Origin of the sequence: Serratia sp. CY74737, from assembly GCF_052166775.1 — a bacterium.
Classification (GTDB): domain Bacteria; phylum Pseudomonadota; class Gammaproteobacteria; order Enterobacterales; family Enterobacteriaceae; genus Serratia; species Serratia ureilytica.
Window position 1 is genome coordinate 154,122 of sequence record NZ_JBJNOF010000009.1, and the last position, 17,525, is coordinate 171,646.

Consider the following 17,525-nt stretch of genomic DNA (forward strand, 5'->3'; position numbering starts at 1 on the left):
CCGTCTATTTGCGCAGTTCTGCGCCGCACGGTGCATCCGCCTCGCCACAGGCGTATTAGACGCTGGGTTTACCCTCAATTTTATGGCATGATCCGCGGCATTCGTTGTCATCGTTGTTACAGCCACGCCCGATCGTTACCGTTCGCGGCCGCCGCCGTTACCCTGGCGATACGCACAACCTTATACAGTAAGCCATGTACCGTTCACCGCGTTTACAGGAGTCATCGTGGCGAAGAATTATTATGACATCACGCTGGCCATGGCGGGTATCAGCCAGTCGGCGCGTTTGGTTCAGCAATTGGCCCATGAAGGGCAATGCGACCGCGAAGCGTTTCACACCTCGCTGAAAAGCCTGCTGCAGATGGACCCACCCTCTACGCTGGCGGTGTTCGGCGGCGAGGAGCGCAATTTGATGGTCGGCCTCGAAACCCTGATGGGCGTGCTTAACGCCAACAACAAAGGGCCGGGCGCGGAACTGACCCGCTACACCATCAGCCTGATGGTGCTGGAGCGCAAGCTCAACGCCAACAAACAGGCGATGAACACGCTCGGCGAACGCCTCGGCCAGCTCGAACGCCAGCTGGCGCACTTCGATCTTGAGTCGGACACCATCATCAGCGCGCTGGCCGGCATTTATGTCGACGTGGTAAGCCCGCTCGGGCCGCGCATCCAGGTGACCGGCTCGCCGGCAATCTTGCAGAACCCGCAGGTGCAGGCCAAAGTTCGCGCCACGCTGCTGGCCGGCATTCGCGCCGCCGTGCTGTGGCAACAGGTCGGCGGCAGCCGCCTGCAGTTAATGTTTTCCCGTAATCGTCTGTTCAAGCAGGCGCAAAATATCGTTGCTCATTGTTAATCGATCCCAGGAGTTGCTACCGATGGAATTATCCTCACTGACCGCCGTTTCCCCCGTTGATGGACGCTACGGTGATAAAGTCAGCGCACTGCGCCCCATTTTCAGCGAATACGGTCTGCTGAAATTCCGCGTACAGGTTGAAGTACGTTGGCTGCAAAAACTGGCCGCCTGCGCAGAAATCAAGGAAGTTCCCGCTTTTGACGCCGACGCAAACGCTTTCCTCGACAAAATCGTCGCTGAATTCAACGAAGAAGACGCTCAGCGCATCAAAACCATCGAGCGCACCACCAACCACGACGTGAAAGCGGTCGAGTATTTCCTGAAGGAAAAAGTGGCGGCGGTGCCTGCGCTGCACGCGGTGTCCGAGTTCATTCACTTCGCCTGCACCTCCGAAGATATCAACAACCTGTCGCACGCTCTGATGCTGCAAAGCGCTCGTCAGGACGTGGTGCTGCCTTACTGGCGTAAAATCATCGATGCGCTGAAAGGGCTGGCGCTGGAATACCGCGATATCCCGCTGCTGTCGCGCACCCACGGCCAGCCGGCTACGCCGTCGACCGTCGGCAAAGAGTTCGCCAACGTGGCTTACCGCATGGAGCGCCAGTACCGCCAGCTGGAGCGTGTGGAGATCATGGGTAAAATCAACGGCGCGGTCGGCAACTACAACGCCCACATCGTCGCCTACCCGGAAGTGGACTGGCATCAGTTCAGCGAAGCGTTCGTGACCTCGCTCGGCATCACCTGGAACCCGTACACGACCCAGATCGAACCGCATGACTACATCGCCGAGCTGTTCGACTGCGTAGCGCGTTTCAACACCATTCTGATCGACTTCGACCGCGACATCTGGGGCTACATCGCCCTGAACCACTTCAAGCAGAAGACCATCGCCGGGGAAATCGGCTCCTCCACCATGCCGCACAAGGTCAACCCGATCGACTTCGAAAACTCCGAAGGCAACCTGGGCCTGGCCAACGCCGTGCTGGGCCACCTGGCGGGCAAACTGCCGGTCTCCCGCTGGCAGCGCGACCTGACCGATTCCACCGTGCTGCGTAACCTGGGCGTGGGCCTGGGCTATGCGCTGATCGCCTATCAGGCCACCCTGAAGGGCATCAGCAAGCTGGAAGTGAACCAGGCGCACCTGCTGGACGAACTGGATCACAACTGGGAAGTGCTGGCCGAACCGATCCAGACCGTGATGCGCCGTTACGGCATCGAGAAGCCTTACGAGAAGCTGAAAGAGCTGACCCGCGGCAAGCGCGTGGACGCCGCCGGCATGCAGGCGTTCATCGACGGTCTGGCGCTGCCGGAAGAAGAGAAAACCCGTCTGAAGGCGATGACCCCGGCCAACTACATCGGCCGCGCCACCACCCTGGTCGACGAGCTGAAGTAAGCGCGTTAGACCCACAACGACAAGGCGGCCCGCGGGCCGCCTTGTTGCTTATTATTCGCCGCGCAACACCTGCAGCCGGGCTATCTGCCGCCCCTGCGCATCGAAGTTCTCGGCACTCAGCCAACGCGCCAGCGCCTGCCGCACCGTCGGCCAACGGTCGGCGGTGATGGCGAACCAGTCGGTATCCCGGCTGCGCCCCTTGACGATCACCGCAAAGCGGAAGTTGCCCTCGTAACGGAAACCAAAGCGCAGCGCGGCCTGGCGCGACGGCGCGTTGTGGCTGTCGCACTTCCATTCGCAGCGGCGGTAGCCCAGCGTATCAAAGGCGTAGCGCAGCAGCAGCGCGATGGCTTCGGTGGCGCTGGAGCGCTGTTTCATCAACGGCGACCAGCTGACGTGGCCAATCTCCAGCACGCCATTGGCCTCGTCGATGCGCATCAGCGCCACCGTCCCCACCGGCGCGTCACTGGCGGCGTCGAACACCGTCAGATTGACCAGCCCCGGGTTGGCCTGCAGCGTCTCCAGATGCTGCAGCATCGCCGCCGGCGTATCGGGCCGTTCGATAGACAGATAGGTCCAGTCGCGGCCGTCCGGCGCCAGCTGGAAAGCATCGTACAGCGCGGCGTAATCCCGCTGCGGCTCGAGCGGCGCCAGTGAACAGAAACGCCCGCCGAGCGTTGCGCCGCCCGGGCGGCGAGCCGGCTGCCAATCCGGCATCGGTTCGCCAATCGGCTGACCATAACGATTCATTGCCATACGCGCCTCCTGCGGTTAACGGGTATAAACGATAAACGAACTTCTTCTGCCGATTTTGTCGTACAGCGAACGCGCCGGCGCGTTGTACTCCTGAGTCATCCAATAGACCCGATCGCTGCCGCGCGCCTCCGCCAGCCGATACGCCTGTTCGAACAGTTTTTCCGACACTTTATGGCCGCGCGCCTGCGGCGACACATAAAGATCTTCGATATAACAATAGCCCACCGCGCTCCAGGTGGACGGATGGAATACCAGGTTCATCAGCCCCAGCAGCCGGCCGTCGGCATCCTCCGCCACCAGCCCGTACACCTGTTCATCCTGCCCCAACCGTTCGAAGGTGCGATCGGTCACCTGCGGCGCCACGTCGGCGCGGTAGAAGTCGAGATAGCCCTGCCACAACGCCAGCCATTGCGCTCTGTCGTCGCCATTGATTCTGCGGATAGTCACTTCACGATTTGATGGGTTCATAGCGCCTCACGGGGTTAAGATATTATTTCCATTAGGGAAATAACCGAATAGCGGCAGGATACACCGCGCAGCGACGGTGTAATACGGACCAATTCAAAACGCCGAGCAGACCAATTTTAACCGCCGTTTTCCCGCGGCAGCGTGTTGAACACCTGCGCCAGCGTGGCGATAAAGCGCACGATCTCGTCCGGCGCATAGGCCGAGAAACCGAGCACCAGCGCCCCGCGCTGCGGCGCGCCGGTGTAGAAATCCGCCAGGCCGTACAATCGTATTCCCCGCTCGGCCGCCGCCGTCACCAGCCGCCGCTCCGTCGCCGCATCCGCCAGCGGGCAAACCAGCTGCAGCCCGCCCTGCGGCAAGGCCGGGCGCGTCCAGGGCGCGAGATGGCGATGCACCGCGTCGTACAGGACGTCCAGCCTCGCCTTGTACAGCGTGCGCATATTGCGCAGATGCTCGGCGTAGCCGCCCTCGTGCAGGCAGTGGAACAGCGTCATCTGCGCCAGTGCTGACGTGTAGCCGTCCTGAAACTGCCTGGCGGCGACTAATGGCCGCACCAGCTGCGGCGGCGCGATCATGAAACCGATGCGCAGCCCCGGAAACAGCGTCTTGCTGAAGGTGCCGATGTACAGCGTGCGCCCGCCGCTGTCCAGCCCCTGCAGCGCCGCCTTGGTTTGTCGATCGTAGTTGAACTCGGCGTCGTAATCGTCTTCGATGATCCAGGCCCGCCGGCGCTGGGCCCACTGCAACAGCGCCAGGCGCCGCTCGAGGCTCAGCGAGTATCCCAGTGGGTAATGATGGGAAGGCGTGATGTAAACGCCCCGCCCGCCGCCCGAAGCCTGCATCAGTTGCCCGACGTCCAGCCCTTGCTCATCAATGCCGATCGGCCGCGCCTGCAGCCCCGCCGACTGCACCAGTTTTTTCGCCCCCTGGTAACCCGGCTCTTCGACGAATACCGCATCGCCGGGATCGAACAGCACCTGCGTGCACAGCGCCAGCGCCTGCTGAGAGCTGGTGACTACGATCACCTGCTCCGCCGTCGCCTTGACGCCCCGCTCCCGCTGCAAATAGTGCGCGATCTCCGCACGCAGCTCCGGCAAGCCCTGCGGATCGGCATACCCCAACAGCCGCTCGCCGTGCCGCCGCAGCGCCTGCTTTTCCCACTGCAGCCACGAATCGATGGGAAACGCCCGCAGATCCGCCAGCGAGGGCGTCAGCGACGCCTGACGGCTGGTGTGCGGCGTATGGCTGACCGCCAGCAACGCCCGGCCGCGATCGCTTAGCTCGCGTTCCGCCAGCCGCGCCTCCTGGCCCGCCTGCGTCGCCAGCAGTTCACGGCCGAGCAACGTATCGCAGCGATAGCGAACATAGCTGCCGCGCCCCACCGCCCGACTGATGTATCCCTCCGCCTCCAGCCGCGCGTAGGTCTGCTCCACCGTATCGCCCGCCACGGCAGTTCCCCGGCGGTGATGAGCCGCAACAGGGCCTGATGCAGCGCCGAACGTCGGGTCAGCCCCTGCTGACGCTGCTGGGTGAAGGCCGCCAGGATTGCCGCGTCGTCCGCGCAGGATGGGTGGTCACTCATGGGCTGTCTGTTTCTCCAAACTCGGGGCGATTGCACACTACTCTACCTTATTTCATCCCCTCGGCGGCGGCAGTTGCGCTGCCCGGCGAAATCCCCTTAAATAAGCCATTGCATTGAGGCTACAGGATTTCCGTCGGCTATGAGCAAGGAGACCAACCAGCGTCTGCTGGAAAAACTGCTGCAGGATCTGGCCAGCGCGGGCGCGATGCCGCTGTATCTGCGCTTTAACGCCTCGGTGCGCCAGGCCATCGAGCAAGGATTGCTGAACGCGGGGGATTTCCTGCCCAGCGAGCGTCTGTTTACCGAACGGCTCGGCATCTCGCGCATCACGGTGCGCAAAGCGCTGGCCTGTCTCGAGCAAGACGGCATCATCGGCCGTTCACGCGGTTACGGCACTTTCATCCAGGCGCAACGGCCCGCGCCGAAGCTGCGCTATTCATTAGCGGACGTCAAAGGGTTCTCGCGCGAGGTGATGCAACAAGGGCGCCGGCCGGACACGCAATGGCTCAGCCGCGAACGGGTGCCGGCCAGCGCCGAACTGGCGGAAAAGCTCCAGCTGGCGACCGGAACGCCGATCTATCAACTCAAACGCATTCACTTTATCGATCGGCAGCCGATGTCGGTGGCGGTGTCCTACGTGGTGGCGGCGGCGATTGCCAATGTCGACGAGATTGGCATCTCGCTCTATGACTACTTCCGCCGAAATAACGTGGAGATGGGATCGCTGCGCAGCCAGGTCAGCGCGGCCATGGCCGATGACGACATCCGCCGGGCGCTGCAATTATCAGAACCGATGCCGCTGCTGATCGTGCGCCAGACGCTGTTCGACCACCGCAAGAAGCCTATCGAATACAGCGAAAGCTTCTGCCGCAGCGATATGTACGAGTTTACCAGCGAAAGCTGATCCGTTACGCCTCGCCCTGCCGACGGCGGCGAAAACGCACGAACGCCTGGGCATACGCCTCGACGTCCAGTGGATTCACCCGCTGCAACTGCGCCAGCAGCGCAGGATCCATCGCTTCGGCGCCGTGCAGCGCGCCGCAGACAGCGGTGGCCATCGCGCCGATGGTGTCGGTATCGCCCCCCAGATTGGCGCACAGCACGGCGCAACGGGTAGGATCGGTTTGCGCCAGCTGCACCATCGCCAGCGCCGCCGGCACCGACTCGATGGTGCTCACCCCGGCGCCAATCAGTTGATATATCCGCTCGGATGCCTGTTCGGGATCGGCCGCCTCATCCACCACCTGAAACGCCAACTCGATGCGCGCCGCCAGCGAAGGACTGAACGTCGTCACCTGACGGCGCTGGGCATACTCCGCCACGCCCGGCAACGCCAGGCGAATCGAGGCCCAGTCCGCCCCCTCCACCGCACGCGAAACCGCCCAGGCGATCGCCACGGCACCGGCGACGGCGATGTCGGATTTGTGCGTCGGGCTGGAGGCCAGCCACACCTGCTGACAGAAACCCTCCAGCGGCGCAGACGGCAGCACGCAGCCCAAAGGCGAAATGCGCATCGCCGCGCCGTTGGTGATGCCGTTGTTTTCCAACGCGGCGATCGGCGTGCCCGCTTTCTGCTCGCTCAACGCCAGTTTGGAACTGGGGCCGAGAATGTTCTTGTTGAAGGCGTCAAAACTGTCCACCCAGCGGATCACGTTGCGAGCGATCAGTTCTGGCACCACCTCGCCTTCCGCTTCCAGCAGCGCATCGGCCAGCGCCAACGCCATCGAGGTATCGTCGGTATATTGCCCGGCCTTGAAGTAACAGGCGGCCGAGTTCTCCGCCGGCCCATCGAGGAAGCCGTCTATCCAGCCGAAGTGGCGCTTAACCCGCTCGCGCGGCCACAGCTCGGAAGGCATGCCGAGCGCGTCGCCCAGCATCTGTCCGTAAAATGCGCCCGCTATGCGTTCTGCCTGGGTTAATTGCTTCATCCATCGCTCCTGAGAAAATATGCCGATACCTCAATAATACCTTATTAGTACCTTTAAAGCTTATCAAGCGCTCCGGTTCACACTTTCCTTTCGCGGCAATGCCCGACGCGTTTAAGTTGCGTTTAACGTTGCCCCGCCGCTGTTTATCCGACGTTTATCAGAACTTGTCGATAATGTCGGCGAACAAATTGATAACGCTTATTTTAATACATTGCTTCGGCTCTCTTGCGGGCCGGGCGGGTTATACCTACCATAACCTCAGCATTTTTTGCCAAAATGGTTCAGGTGGCCGCGTTATCCCCTGACACGCCGCGGAGCGTGTTCCCTTTTATCGCGTGGGTGACAGGACATTCACCCGCACAGTCACAGGAGTTCGCCATGCGAGTACTGGTTGTTGAAGATAATGGTTTGCTGCGCCACCACCTTTCCGTTCAGATGCGCGAGATGGGCCATCAGGTCGATGCGGCTGAAGACGCCAAGGAAGCCGATTATTTCCTGCAGGAGCATGCGCCGGATATCGCCATCGTCGATCTCGGCCTGCCGGGCGAAGACGGCCTGAGCCTGATCCGCCGTTGGCGCGCGCACCAGACCAAGCTGCCGATCCTGGTGCTGACCGCCCGCGAAAGCTGGCAGGACAAAGTGGCGGTGCTGGAAGCCGGCGCCGACGACTATGTCACCAAGCCGTTCCACCTGGAAGAAGTGATCGCCCGCATGCAGGCGCTGATGCGCCGCAACAGCGGCCTGGCATCGCAGGTGATCGTGCTGCCGCCGTTCCAGATCGATCTGTCGCGCCGCGAACTGAGCGTCAACGATCAACAGATCAAGTTGACCGCCTTTGAATACACCATCATCGAGACCCTGATCCGCAACGCCGGCAAGGTGGTGAGCAAGGATTCGTTGATGCTGCAGCTTTACCCGGACGCCGAACTGCGCGAAAGCCACACCATCGACGTGCTGATGGGCCGCTTGCGCAAGAAGGTGCAGGCGGAATACCCGCATGAAGTGATCACCACGGTACGTGGCCAGGGCTATCGTTTTGACGCGAAGTGAACATGATGTTCAACAAGAATAAAAAACCGTTTTCGCTGCGCGCCCGCTTCCTGATGGCGACCGCCGGGGTGATCCTGGCGCTGTCGCTCTCTTACGGTTTGGTGGCGGTCGTCGGCTACATCGTCAGCTTCGACAAGACCGCCTTCCGCCTGCTGCGCGGCGAAAGCAACCTGTTCTTCAGCCTGGCGCAGTGGAAAGACAACAAGCTCACCATCGCCATTCCTCCCGATATCGATCTCAATTTTCCCACGCTGGTGTTTATCTACGACGATAAAGGCAACCTGCTGTGGAGCCAGCGCAAGGTGCCGGAGCTGGAGAAGCTGATCAACAAGGAATGGCTGGAGGAGTCCGGCTTCTACGAAATTGACACCGATACCCGCATCAGTAGCGAAGTGCTGGGGGACAACCCCAAAGCGCAGGATCAGCTGAAGAATTATGACGATACCGATCAGAACGCGCTGACGCACTCGGTGGCGGTCAATACCTATGCCGCCACGGCGCGGCTACCGGCGTTGACCATCGTGGTGGTCGACAGCATTCCGCAGGAGCTGCAGCGCTCAGACGTAGTGTGGGAGTGGTTCAGCTACGTGCTGCTGGCCAACCTGCTGCTGGTGGTGCCGCTGCTGTGGCTGGCGGCCTACTGGAGCCTGCGGCCGATCAAGGCGCTGGTCAATCAGGTGGGCGAGCTGGAGAACGGCGAACGCGATCAGTTGGATGAGAACCCGCCCAGCGAACTGCGCGGCCTGGTGCGCAATTTGAACATTCTGGTGCGCAACGAACGCCAGCGCTACACCAAATACCGCACCACCCTGTCGGATCTGACCCACAGCCTGAAAACGCCGCTGGCGGTGCTGCAAAGCACCCTGCGCTCGCTGCGCAGCGGCAAGCAGACCACCATCGAAGAAGCCGAGCCGATCATGTTGGATCAGATCGGCCGCATCTCTCAGCAGATCGGTTACTACCTGCATCGGGCCAGCATCAACTCCGGCCAGACGGTGCTGACGCGCGAGATCCATTCGGTGCCGGCACTGCTCGACAGCCTGGTGGTGGCGCTGAACAAGGTTTACCAGCGCAAAGGGGTGGTGATCACGCTGGACATCTCGCCAGAGGTGACCTTTATGGGCGAGAAGAACGACTTTATGGAAGTGATGGGCAACGTGTTGGAAAACGCCTGCAAATACTGCCTCGAGTTCGTGGAAATCACCTCGCTGCACTCCGAGAAAAACCTCATCCTCGTCATCGACGACGACGGCCCGGGCATCCCGGAAAGCAAGCGCCAGCTGATCTTCCAGCGTGGCCAGCGGGTGGATACCCTGCGCCCCGGCCAGGGCCTTGGCCTGTCGGTGGCGACGGAGATCATCGAGCAATACGACGGCGAAATCGTCATCAGCGACAGCCCACTCGGCGGCGCGCGCATGCAGGTCACCTTCGCCCGCCAGCACGATACCCACCACAACGAGTAAATTATGCCTCGGCGGCCCCGATCCACGGGGCCAAACTTCCGTTATAATCGCACTCAGGCTCACTCCTCTATCCTGGAATAGAACATGGATTATCAATTAGACCTGGACTGGAACGATTTTTTGCAACGTTATTGGCAAAAGCGTCCGGTGATTCTGAAGCGCGGCTTCAAAAACTTTATCGATCCGATCTCCCCGGATGAGCTGGCCGGGCTGGCGATGGAAAACGAAGTGGACAGCCGCCTGGTCAGCCACCAGGACGGCCGTTGGCAGGTCGCGCACGGCCCCTTCGAGAGCTTCGATCACCTGAGCGAAAACAACTGGTCGCTGCTGGTGCAGGCGGTGGACCACTGGCATGAGCCTTCCGCAGCGCTGATGCGCCCGTTCCGCCAACTGCCGGACTGGCGGATGGATGACCTGATGATCTCCTTCTCCGTTCCGGGCGGCGGCGTCGGCCCGCACCTCGATCAGTACGACGTGTTCATCATTCAGGGCACTGGCCGCCGCCGCTGGCGAGTCGGGGAAAAAACGCCGCTGAAACAGCACTGCCCGCATCCGGATCTGCTGCAGGTAGAGCCGTTCGACGCCATCATCGACGAAGAGATGGAACCGGGCGACATTCTCTACATTCCGCCGGGCTTCCCGCACGAAGGCTACGCGCTGGAAAACGCGCTCAATTATTCGGTGGGCTTCCGCGCGCCGAACGGCCGCGAGCTGGTGAGCGGCTTCGCCGATTACGTGCTGGCGCGCGAGCTGGGCAGCAAACGCTACGGCGATCCGGACGTTAAACTGCGCGAACACCCGGCGGAGATCCTGCCGCAGGAAGTGGACGCCTTACGGCAGATGATGCTGGATCTGGTGCAACAGCCGGAACACTTCCAGCACTGGTTCGGCGAGTTTATCTCCCAATCGCGCCACGAGCTGGATCTGGCGCCGCCAGAGCCGCCGTATCAAGCCGGGGAAATCTACGAACTGCTGCAACAGGGTGAAGCGCTGCAGCGCCTGGGCGGGTTGCGCGTGCTGCGCGTCGGCGATCGCTGCTTCGTCAACGGCGAACTGATCGACACCGACCAGCTGCAGGCCGCAGACGCCCTGTGCCAGCACTTCAGCGTCGACGCCGCCCTGCTCGGCGACGCGGTGGACGACCCGTCATTCCTGGCGCTGCTGACCGCGCTGGTCAACAGCGGCTATTGGTACTTTAACGACTGATTGCGAGTACGCGAACAAGCCATCCTATCGGGTGGCTTTTTTTATGCCTGCCGCGCCTGCGCGCGAAAACCGGCCAGCGCTTCATTCGCCATGCCCACCTGCTCCGCCGCCGTGCAAATCTGCCGCCAGGTATTGGCGTCTATCGGTATGCCCTGCTCCAGCCGCGCCGCGCGGTTGGCCTCTTCCCATTCTCCCGGCACCGCGATCGGCTGTTCGCCGCTCGGCGGCGACGCCTTCACCCAGCCGATAAACGCTTCGGCCTCGGCCTGCATTTGCGGGGCGTCGAAGGCCTGAGGATCGAGGATCAGGGTCGTCATGCAGTTGAAGATGGCGTCGCTGTCGGCTTTCAGCGTGGCGTCGTGGGTGGTGCGGCCGCCGGAGAGCGCGCCGCCGAGGATCTCACACATCGCCGCCAGCGCATAGCCTTTGTGCAAGCCGAACGGCAGCAGCGAACCGAACGGCGCTTCGTGCATCACTTTCGGTTCGGTGGTCGGCTGCCCGTGTTCGTCGATCAGATAGCCCGGCGCCACCGACAGCCCTTTGTTATAGGCCACCCGGGTCTTGCCGAAGGCGATACCGCTGGTGGCAAAATCCAACAGCAACGGCGTGCGGCCCGGCCGCGGGAAAATGGCGCAGAACGGGTTGGTGCCGAAGCGACGATCGCTGCCGCCGAACGGCGCCACCATCGGATCGCCCACCACGTTGACGAAGTGAATCGAGATAAAACCGGCGCGGGCGCACTGCTCCGCCCAATGGCCTATGCGGCCGATATGGTGCGCGTTGTGCAGCGCCACCGCCGCCAGGCCCAGCTTGCCGGCGCGTTCAATGCCCAGCGCCATCGCTTCGCTGGCCACCACCTGACCGAAGCCGCGCGCACCGTCGAGCGTCAGCACCGCGCCGGCGTCGCGCACCACCTCGGCATGTTGATTGAGCTGCAATTGCCCCTGCGCCAACGACGCCATGTAGCTGGGGATCATGCCGACGCCGTGCGAGTCGTGCCCGGCCAGATTAGCCTGCACCAGATGATCGGCCACCAGCTCGGCTTCGCGCGCCGTGCTGCCGGCCTGGCGCCAAATCGCCTGAACGAACTGCGCCAAATGCGGGCTGGCGATACGGTATTCGGTGCTCATCATGCGGTCCTTATGCGTGGGGAATAGGCTTCCACACTATGAGCAACGCCTTGTTACGGCAAGCGATTATGATAATCGCAAGCGTCCTGTTTTACCGCGCCCGCTCGGCGGCCAGCGCCGCGATGCGCATGATCACCGCCACCGCTTGCTCCATGCCTTCCAGCGTCACGAATTCGTGCTTGCCGTGGTAGTTGTAGCCGCCGGTGAACAGGTTTGGGCACGGCAGGCCGCGGAACGACAGCTGCGCGCCGTCGGTGCCGCCGCGGATCGGTTTCATCACCGGTTCAATGTCGCAGTCGCGCATCGCCTGCTGCGCCAGCGCGATCGCGTGCGGATGCTCCGCCACCTGTTCGCGCATGTTGTAATAACTGTCTTCGATGCTGACTTCAATATAACAATCGCGCGGCAGGCCTTTGCCGACCTCGCGGGCGATGTCCACCATCTTGCGTTTGCGCGCCTCGAATCCCTCGCGCTCGAAGTCGCGCAGGATGTAGTGCATTTCGGCGCGTTCCACGCTGCCCTTGATGCTGCTGAGGTGGTAAAAGCCCTGGTAACCCTCGGTGGTCTCCGGCGTTTCGTCCGCCGGCAGCGCCTGATGAATGCGGGTAGCCAGCGACAGCGCGTTGACCATCACGCCCTTGGCGCTGCCGGGGTGCACGCTGTTGCCGAGGATTTTGATCGTCACCGAGGCGGCATTGAAGTTTTCGCACTCCAGCTCACCGACGCCGCCGCCGTCCACCGTGTAAGCCCATTCGGCATTGAAGGCCGCCACGTCGAACAGTTGCGCCCCCTTGCCCACCTCTTCATCCGGGGTGAAGGCCACGCGGATGTCGCCGTGCGGGATTTTGCGCGCGCGCAGGCGCACCATGGCGGTGAGGATCTCGGCGATGCCGGCCTTGTCGTCGGCGCCCAGCAGCGTTTTGCCGTCGGTGGTGATCAGGGTCTGCCCCAACATCTGGTGCAGGATCGGGAACATCACCGGCGACAGCACTTCATCGCCAATGCCGAGCGCAATATCGCCGCCGCGATAGTTCTCGACGATCTGCGGATTGACGTGTTTGCCGCTGAAATCCGGCGAAGTATCCAGATGGGCGATAAAACCGACCGCCGGCACCGGCCAGGCGACGTTACCCGGCCAGGTGCCCATCACGCAGCCGTGCTCACTGAGCGACACCCGCTCGAAGCCGAGCGCGATCATTTCCTGCTGCAACGCACGCGCCAGCTTCAACTGCCCGTCGGTGCTCGGCACATGCTTTACGTTCGCTTTGGACTGGGTGTCAAAAGAGACGTAGTTGAAAAAGCGGTCAAGTAATTTATCCATGCTAGCGGCCCCTCAGAATATCGCGTTTCATTATGCTGAACCGATCAGGATCAAATATTGCGTCAGGTCATTTTTAACCAGAATTCGCCAATATCATTAATCTTTGTGATGATTTCAGAGGGAAATAACGCTGTCATCACAGGGTCATTTGTCGCTATCATGATGAAAAACGCGGCATCTGGGCCGGATCGGCTTTCAATTCCGGCATTCAGCGTCTATCATGCGCGCTCGAAAAATTTCCATTGGCGCAACTGGTTTGAGCTTCTTTTGAATCGCGGGCATGCCCGCAAGCTCCGGCAGTCTTTTCCAGTTGCGGTTCTATCTGCATTAGCCCACGGGATAGAGTAAGACGATAAATGACTGAGACATCCTCTCGAGCCCCCCTTGTTGAACTGCATGCCCTGAGCAAAGCGTTCGATGGCAAAACCATCATTGCCGATCTGGATCTGACGATTAATCACGGCGAATTCCTCACCATTCTTGGCCCCTCCGGCTGTGGCAAAACCACGGTGCTGCGCCTGATCGCCGGTCTGGAAGACGCCGATCGGGGCCGCATCGCGCTCGACGGCCAGGACATCACCGCCATTGCGGCCGAGCATCGCCACGTCAACACCGTGTTTCAGAGCTATGCCCTGTTTCCGCACATGTCGGTGTTCGACAACGTCGCCTTCGGCCTGCGTATGCAAAAGGTGCCGGCGGCCGAACTGACGCCGCGCGTCGAAGAGGCGCTGCGCATGGTGCAGCTGGATGCCTTCGCCCAACGGCGGCCGGGCCAGCTCTCCGGCGGCCAACAGCAGCGCGTGGCCATCGCCCGCGCAGTGGTCAACAAGCCGAAGGTGTTGCTGCTGGACGAATCGCTGTCGGCGCTGGACTACAAGCTGCGCAAGCAGATGCAGAACGAACTGAAAGCGCTGCAGCGCAAGCTGGGCATCACCTTCGTGTTCGTCACCCACGATCAGGAAGAAGCGTTGACCATGTCGGATCGCATCGTGGTGATGCGCGAAGGCCGCATCGAACAAGACGGCACGCCGCGTGAGATCTATGAAGAGCCGAAAAACCTGTTCGTCGCCAGCTTCATCGGCGAGATCAACATTTTCGACGCGGTGGTCCTGCAACGCCTCGATCCGCAGCGGGTGCGCGCCAACGTGGAAGGCCGCGAGTGCGACATCTATGCCGATCTGCCGGTAGAACCGGGCCAAAAGCTGAAGGTGCTGCTGCGCCCGGAGGATCTGCGGGTGGAAGAAGTGAACGACAGCGCGCAGCACGACGGGCTGATCGGTTACGTGCGTGAGCGCAACTACAAAGGCATGACGCTGGAATCGGTGGTCGAGCTGGAGAACGGCAAAACGGTGATGGTCAGCGAGTTCTTCAACGAAGACGATCCGGACGTCGATCACTCGCTCAATCAGAAGATGGCGGTGACCTGGGTCGAAAGCTGGGAGGTGGTGCTGGCCGATGAAGAAATCGCGTAAAGTCTTCCAGAATGTGGTGATCGTCGGCGTCGTCGCCTGGCTGTTGCTGTTCGTGTTCATGCCGAACCTGATGATCATCGGCGCCAGCTTCCTGACCCGTGATGACGCCAACCTGGTGCAGATGGTGTTCACGCTGGATAACTACCGGCGCTTGTTCGATCCGCTGTATGCCCAGGTGCTGCTGCACTCGCTGAACATGGCGCTGATCGCCACCCTGTGCTGCCTGGTGATCGGCTATCCGTTCGCCTTTATTCTGGCGCGCTTGCCGCAGAAGGTGCGGCCGCTGCTGCTGTTTCTGCTGATCGTGCCCTTCTGGACCAACTCGCTGATCCGCATCTACGGCCTGAAGCTGTTTCTCAGCACCCGCGGCTATCTCAACGACGCGCTGCTGTGGATCGGCGTCATCGACAAGCCGCTGCGCATCATGTACACCTCGGAAGCGGTGATCCTCGGCCTGGTGTATATCCTGCTGCCGTTTATGGTGATGCCGCTCTACTCCAGCATCGAAAAGCTCGATAAATCCTGCCTGGAGGCGGCGCGCGATCTCGGCGCCAGCAAGCTCCAAACCTTTATCCGCATCATTGTGCCGCTGACCATGCCGGGCATTATCGCCGGCTGCCTGCTGGTGGTGCTGCCGGCGATGGGGCTGTTTTTCGTCGCCGATCTGATGGGCGGCGCCAAAAACCTGCTGATCGGCAACGTGATTAAAAGCCAGTTCCTCAATATCCGCGACTGGCCGTTCGGCGCGGCCACCAGCATCTGCCTGACGCTGGTGATGGGGCTGTTGCTGCTGGTCTATTACCGGGCCGCCCGCCTGCTGAACAAGAAGGAGGATCTGGCATGATCGGACGTCTGATGCGCGGCGGCTTTATGACGCTGGTATACGCCTATCTGTATATCCCGATCGTCATCCTGATCGTCAACTCCTTCAACGCCTCGCGCTTCGGCATCAACTGGCAAGGGTTCACCACCAAGTGGTACAGCACGCTGCTCAACAACGACAGCCTGTTGCAGGCGGCGGGCCACTCGCTGACCATGGCGATGCTCTCCGCCACCTTCGCCACGCTGATCGGCTCGCTGACCGCAGTGGCGCTGTACCGCTACCGCTTCCGCGGCAAACCGTTCGTCGGCGGCATGCTGTTTGTGGTGATGATGTCGCCGGACATCGTGATGGCCATCTCGCTGCTAGTGCTGTTCATGTTGCTGGGCATTTCGCTCGGCTTCTGGTCGCTGCTGTTCTCGCACATCACCTTCTGCCTGCCGTTCGTGGTCGTGACCGTCTACGCGCGCCTGAAAGGCTTCGACGTGAAGATGCTGGAAGCCGCGCGCGATCTCGGCGCAAGCGAGTTCACCATCCTGCGCAAAATCATTCTGCCGCTGGCGATGCCGGCGGTGGCGGCCGGTTGGCTGCTGAGCTTCACCCTGTCGATGGACGACGTGGTCGTCTCTTCCTTCGTCACCGGGCCGAGCTACGAGATTTTGCCGCTGAAGATCTATTCGATGGTGAAAGTCGGCGTCTCGCCGGAGGTTAACGCACTGGCCACCATTTTGCTGCTGCTGTCGCTGACGCTGGTGATCGCCAGCCAGTGGGTGATGCGCGATCGCTCGCCCAAGGCCGAGTAATCCTTCCCGCCGGGCGCTGCTGCGCCCGTCTCTTTCATTGACCACAATGATATGAAAGCGGCCTTTGGTGATTGCCGTGACTCGGTTAACCCGCTGATTTGCCGCTGGGATAACCGCCTTTACCCACCCCGCCCCGGCCCCTATAATGGCCCCTTTCTGGGGTATGGCGCGGCCGAAAACGGCGGCTCATACGGGTTCGGTTCACTACTGCTGAAGGATACGCTGCATGAAAAAGTGGTCACATCTGCTCGCAGCCGGGATGATGGCGCTGAGTTTCTGCTCTGCAAACGCCTCTGACGGCAAAACGCTGTATTTCTATAACTGGACTGAATACGTCCCGCCGGGGCTGCTGGAGCAGTTCACCAAAGAAACCGGCATCAAGGTGATTTATTCCACCTATGAATCCAACGAAAGCATGTACGCCAAGCTGAAGACCTACAAGGACGGCGCGTACGATCTGGTGGTGCCTTCCACTTACTTCATCGCCAAGATGAGCAAGGAAGGCATGCTGCAAAAAATCGACAAGAGCAAGCTCAGCCACTTCAAGGATCTCGATCCTACCCTGCTGAACAAGCCGTTCGATCCCAACAACGACTACTCCATCCCTTACATCTGGGGCGCCACCGCCATCGGCGTTAACAGCGACGCGCAGGATCCGTCCACCGTCACCTCCTGGGCCGATCTGTGGCAACCGCAGTACAAAGGCCGCCTGCTGCTGACCGACGATGCGCGCGAAGTGTTCCAGATGGCGCTGCTCAAGCTGGGCTATTCTGGCAACACCACCGATCCGAAAGAGATTGAAGCCGCGTACCGCGAACTGCAAAAATTGATGCCGAACGTGCTGGCCTTCAACTCCGACAACCCGGGCAACCCGTTTATGGAAGGGGAAGTCAACGTCGGCATGGTGTGGAACGGTTCGGCCTTCGTGGCGCGCCAGGCCGGCACGCCGCTGGAGATCGTCTGGCCGAAGGAAGGCGGGATCTTCTGGATGGACAGCCTGGCCATTCCGGCCAACGCGCGCAACGTCGAGGGGGCGCTGAAGCTGATCGACTTCCTGCTGCGGCCGGAAATCGCGGTGCAGGTGGCGGAAACCATCGGTTACCCGACGCCGAACCTGGCGGCGAAGAAGCTGCTGTCGCCGGAGATCGCCAACGATCCGTCTCTCTACCCGGATAAGACGGTGATTGAGCACGGCGAGTGGCAAAACGACGTCGGCGACGCCAGCACGCTGTACGAAAGCTACTTCCAAAAACTGAAAGCCGGGCGCTAACGCGCCCCGC

Annotated in this window: 16 protein-coding genes and 1 pseudogene; 11 read left to right on the plus strand and 6 right to left on the minus strand. The window is 61.4% G+C overall.

Annotation, left to right across the window (positions count from 1 at the left end):
- Positions 1 to 226 precede the first annotated feature (226 nt).
- Positions 227 to 853 (plus strand): high frequency lysogenization protein HflD, encoded by a 627-nt coding sequence (gene hflD, locus ACJ8PE_RS15010; protein ID WP_033642780.1) that lies wholly within the window; start codon positions 227 to 229, stop codon positions 851 to 853.
- A gap of 22 nt (positions 854 to 875) precedes the next feature.
- Positions 876 to 2,246, plus strand: a complete 1,371-nt coding sequence (gene purB / locus ACJ8PE_RS15015) for an adenylosuccinate lyase (protein WP_033652066.1) — start codon at positions 876 to 878, stop codon at positions 2,244 to 2,246.
- Positions 2,247 to 2,297: 51 nt separating this feature from the next.
- On the opposite strand, the gene ACJ8PE_RS15020 is transcribed toward purB, so the two are convergent.
- The 3 genes and pseudogenes from ACJ8PE_RS15020 to pdxR all read right to left on the minus strand — a co-directional run bounded on the left by ACJ8PE_RS15020 (position 2,298) and on the right by pdxR (position 5,052).
- Complete coding sequence (locus ACJ8PE_RS15020) at positions 2,298 to 3,002, minus strand: GNAT family N-acetyltransferase (RefSeq protein WP_046899339.1); 705 nt, start codon at positions 3,000 to 3,002, stop codon at positions 2,298 to 2,300.
- 15 nt (positions 3,003 to 3,017) lie between these two features.
- Positions 3,018 to 3,470 carry a GNAT family N-acetyltransferase gene (locus tag ACJ8PE_RS15025; RefSeq protein WP_033652064.1) on the minus strand — a complete coding sequence of 151 codons (453 nt, stop codon included), beginning with the start codon at positions 3,468 to 3,470 and terminating at the stop codon, positions 3,018 to 3,020.
- A gap of 116 nt (positions 3,471 to 3,586) precedes the next feature.
- Positions 3,587 to 5,052 (minus strand): annotated as a pseudogene (pdxR, locus tag ACJ8PE_RS15030) (MocR-like pyridoxine biosynthesis transcription factor PdxR).
- Between the two features lie 139 nt (positions 5,053 to 5,191).
- On the opposite strand from pdxR, the gene ACJ8PE_RS15035 reads away from it, so the two are divergent.
- Positions 5,192 to 5,956, plus strand: a complete 765-nt coding sequence (locus ACJ8PE_RS15035; protein WP_197759973.1) for a GntR family transcriptional regulator — start codon at positions 5,192 to 5,194, stop codon at positions 5,954 to 5,956.
- 4 nt (positions 5,957 to 5,960) lie between these two features.
- Here ACJ8PE_RS15035 and ACJ8PE_RS15040 read toward each other — a convergent pair whose 3' ends face one another.
- The gene (locus ACJ8PE_RS15040; RefSeq protein WP_046686902.1) at positions 5,961 to 6,980 is read right to left on the minus strand and encodes an ADP-ribosylglycohydrolase family protein; all 1,020 of its coding nucleotides are present in this window, start codon (positions 6,978 to 6,980) and stop codon (positions 5,961 to 5,963) included.
- 378 nt (positions 6,981 to 7,358) lie between these two features.
- Here ACJ8PE_RS15040 and phoP point away from each other — a divergent pair, with 378 nt between their 5' ends.
- From phoP to ACJ8PE_RS15055, 3 genes are all read left to right on the plus strand, one after another.
- Positions 7,359 to 8,030, plus strand: a complete 672-nt coding sequence (phoP, locus tag ACJ8PE_RS15045) for a two-component system response regulator PhoP (protein ID WP_004941169.1) — start codon at positions 7,359 to 7,361, stop codon at positions 8,028 to 8,030.
- 5 nt (positions 8,031 to 8,035) lie between these two features.
- Positions 8,036 to 9,493 carry a two-component system sensor histidine kinase PhoQ gene (gene phoQ, locus ACJ8PE_RS15050; RefSeq protein ID WP_197760058.1) on the plus strand — a complete coding sequence of 486 codons (1,458 nt, stop codon included), beginning with the start codon at positions 8,036 to 8,038 and terminating at the stop codon, positions 9,491 to 9,493.
- Between the two features lie 84 nt (positions 9,494 to 9,577).
- Entirely contained in the window at positions 9,578 to 10,699 is a 1,122-nt protein-coding gene (locus ACJ8PE_RS15055; RefSeq protein WP_004941161.1) for a ribosomal protein uL16 3-hydroxylase, read from the plus strand.
- Between the two features lie 41 nt (positions 10,700 to 10,740).
- Here the strand turns inward: ACJ8PE_RS15055 and ACJ8PE_RS15060 are convergent, their stop codons facing one another.
- Together ACJ8PE_RS15060 and pepT are read right to left on the minus strand one after the other, a co-directional pair.
- The gene (locus ACJ8PE_RS15060; protein ID WP_197760057.1) at positions 10,741 to 11,829 is read right to left on the minus strand and encodes a malate/lactate/ureidoglycolate dehydrogenase; all 1,089 of its coding nucleotides are present in this window, start codon (positions 11,827 to 11,829) and stop codon (positions 10,741 to 10,743) included.
- Positions 11,830 to 11,920: 91 nt separating this feature from the next.
- Complete coding sequence (gene pepT / locus ACJ8PE_RS15065; RefSeq protein ID WP_197665008.1) at positions 11,921 to 13,150, minus strand: peptidase T; 1,230 nt, start codon at positions 13,148 to 13,150, stop codon at positions 11,921 to 11,923.
- 57 nt (positions 13,151 to 13,207) lie between these two features.
- On the opposite strand from pepT, the gene ACJ8PE_RS15070 reads away from it, so the two are divergent.
- The 5 genes from ACJ8PE_RS15070 (at position 13,208) to potD (ending at position 17,515) form a co-directional block, all read left to right on the plus strand.
- Entirely contained in the window at positions 13,208 to 13,498 is a 291-nt protein-coding gene (locus ACJ8PE_RS15070) for a hypothetical protein (RefSeq protein ID WP_127897190.1), read from the plus strand.
- An 8-nt stretch (positions 13,499 to 13,506) separates the two neighbouring features.
- Positions 13,507 to 14,622, plus strand: a complete 1,116-nt coding sequence (gene potA / locus ACJ8PE_RS15075) for a spermidine/putrescine ABC transporter ATP-binding protein PotA (RefSeq protein WP_197759971.1) — start codon at positions 13,507 to 13,509, stop codon at positions 14,620 to 14,622.
- Complete coding sequence (gene potB / locus ACJ8PE_RS15080; protein ID WP_033642771.1) at positions 14,606 to 15,466, plus strand: spermidine/putrescine ABC transporter permease PotB; 861 nt, start codon at positions 14,606 to 14,608, stop codon at positions 15,464 to 15,466. Before potA ends, potB begins: the two co-directional genes overlap by 17 nt.
- Positions 15,463 to 16,245, plus strand: a complete 783-nt coding sequence (gene potC / locus ACJ8PE_RS15085) for a spermidine/putrescine ABC transporter permease PotC (protein WP_197792840.1) — start codon at positions 15,463 to 15,465, stop codon at positions 16,243 to 16,245. The genes potB and potC overlap by 4 nt, the downstream gene beginning before the upstream one ends.
- Positions 16,246 to 16,471: 226 nt before the next feature.
- Complete coding sequence (gene potD / locus ACJ8PE_RS15090) at positions 16,472 to 17,515, plus strand: spermidine/putrescine ABC transporter substrate-binding protein PotD (RefSeq protein ID WP_033642768.1); 1,044 nt, start codon at positions 16,472 to 16,474, stop codon at positions 17,513 to 17,515.
- The last annotated feature ends 10 nt before the right edge of the window (positions 17,516 to 17,525 follow it).

Coding starts and splice junctions, on each gene's coding strand:
- phoP (WP_004941169.1), top strand. CDS start 7,359: ATGCGAGTACTGGTTGTTGAAGATAATGGTTTGCTGCGCCACCACCTT.
- ACJ8PE_RS15035 (WP_197759973.1), top strand. CDS start 5,192: ATGAGCAAGGAGACCAACCAGCGTCTGCTGGAAAAACTGCTGCAGGAT.
- phoQ (WP_197760058.1), top strand. CDS start 8,036: ATGTTCAACAAGAATAAAAAACCGTTTTCGCTGCGCGCCCGCTTCCTG.
- potC (WP_197792840.1), top strand. CDS start 15,463: ATGATCGGACGTCTGATGCGCGGCGGCTTTATGACGCTGGTATACGCC.
- ACJ8PE_RS15040 (WP_046686902.1), bottom strand. CDS start 6,980: ATGAAGCAATTAACCCAGGCAGAACGCATAGCGGGCGCATTTTACGGA.
- potA (WP_197759971.1), top strand. CDS start 13,507: ATGACTGAGACATCCTCTCGAGCCCCCCTTGTTGAACTGCATGCCCTG.
- ACJ8PE_RS15020 (WP_046899339.1), bottom strand. CDS start 3,002: ATGGCAATGAATCGTTATGGTCAGCCGATTGGCGAACCGATGCCGGAT.
- potB (WP_033642771.1), top strand. CDS start 14,606: ATGAAGAAATCGCGTAAAGTCTTCCAGAATGTGGTGATCGTCGGCGTC.
- purB (WP_033652066.1), top strand. CDS start 876: ATGGAATTATCCTCACTGACCGCCGTTTCCCCCGTTGATGGACGCTAC.
- potD (WP_033642768.1), top strand. CDS start 16,472: ATGAAAAAGTGGTCACATCTGCTCGCAGCCGGGATGATGGCGCTGAGT.
- ACJ8PE_RS15055 (WP_004941161.1), top strand. CDS start 9,578: ATGGATTATCAATTAGACCTGGACTGGAACGATTTTTTGCAACGTTAT.
- pepT (WP_197665008.1), bottom strand. CDS start 13,150: ATGGATAAATTACTTGACCGCTTTTTCAACTACGTCTCTTTTGACACC.
- ACJ8PE_RS15060 (WP_197760057.1), bottom strand. CDS start 11,829: ATGAGCACCGAATACCGTATCGCCAGCCCGCATTTGGCGCAGTTCGTT.
- ACJ8PE_RS15025 (WP_033652064.1), bottom strand. CDS start 3,470: ATGAACCCATCAAATCGTGAAGTGACTATCCGCAGAATCAATGGCGAC.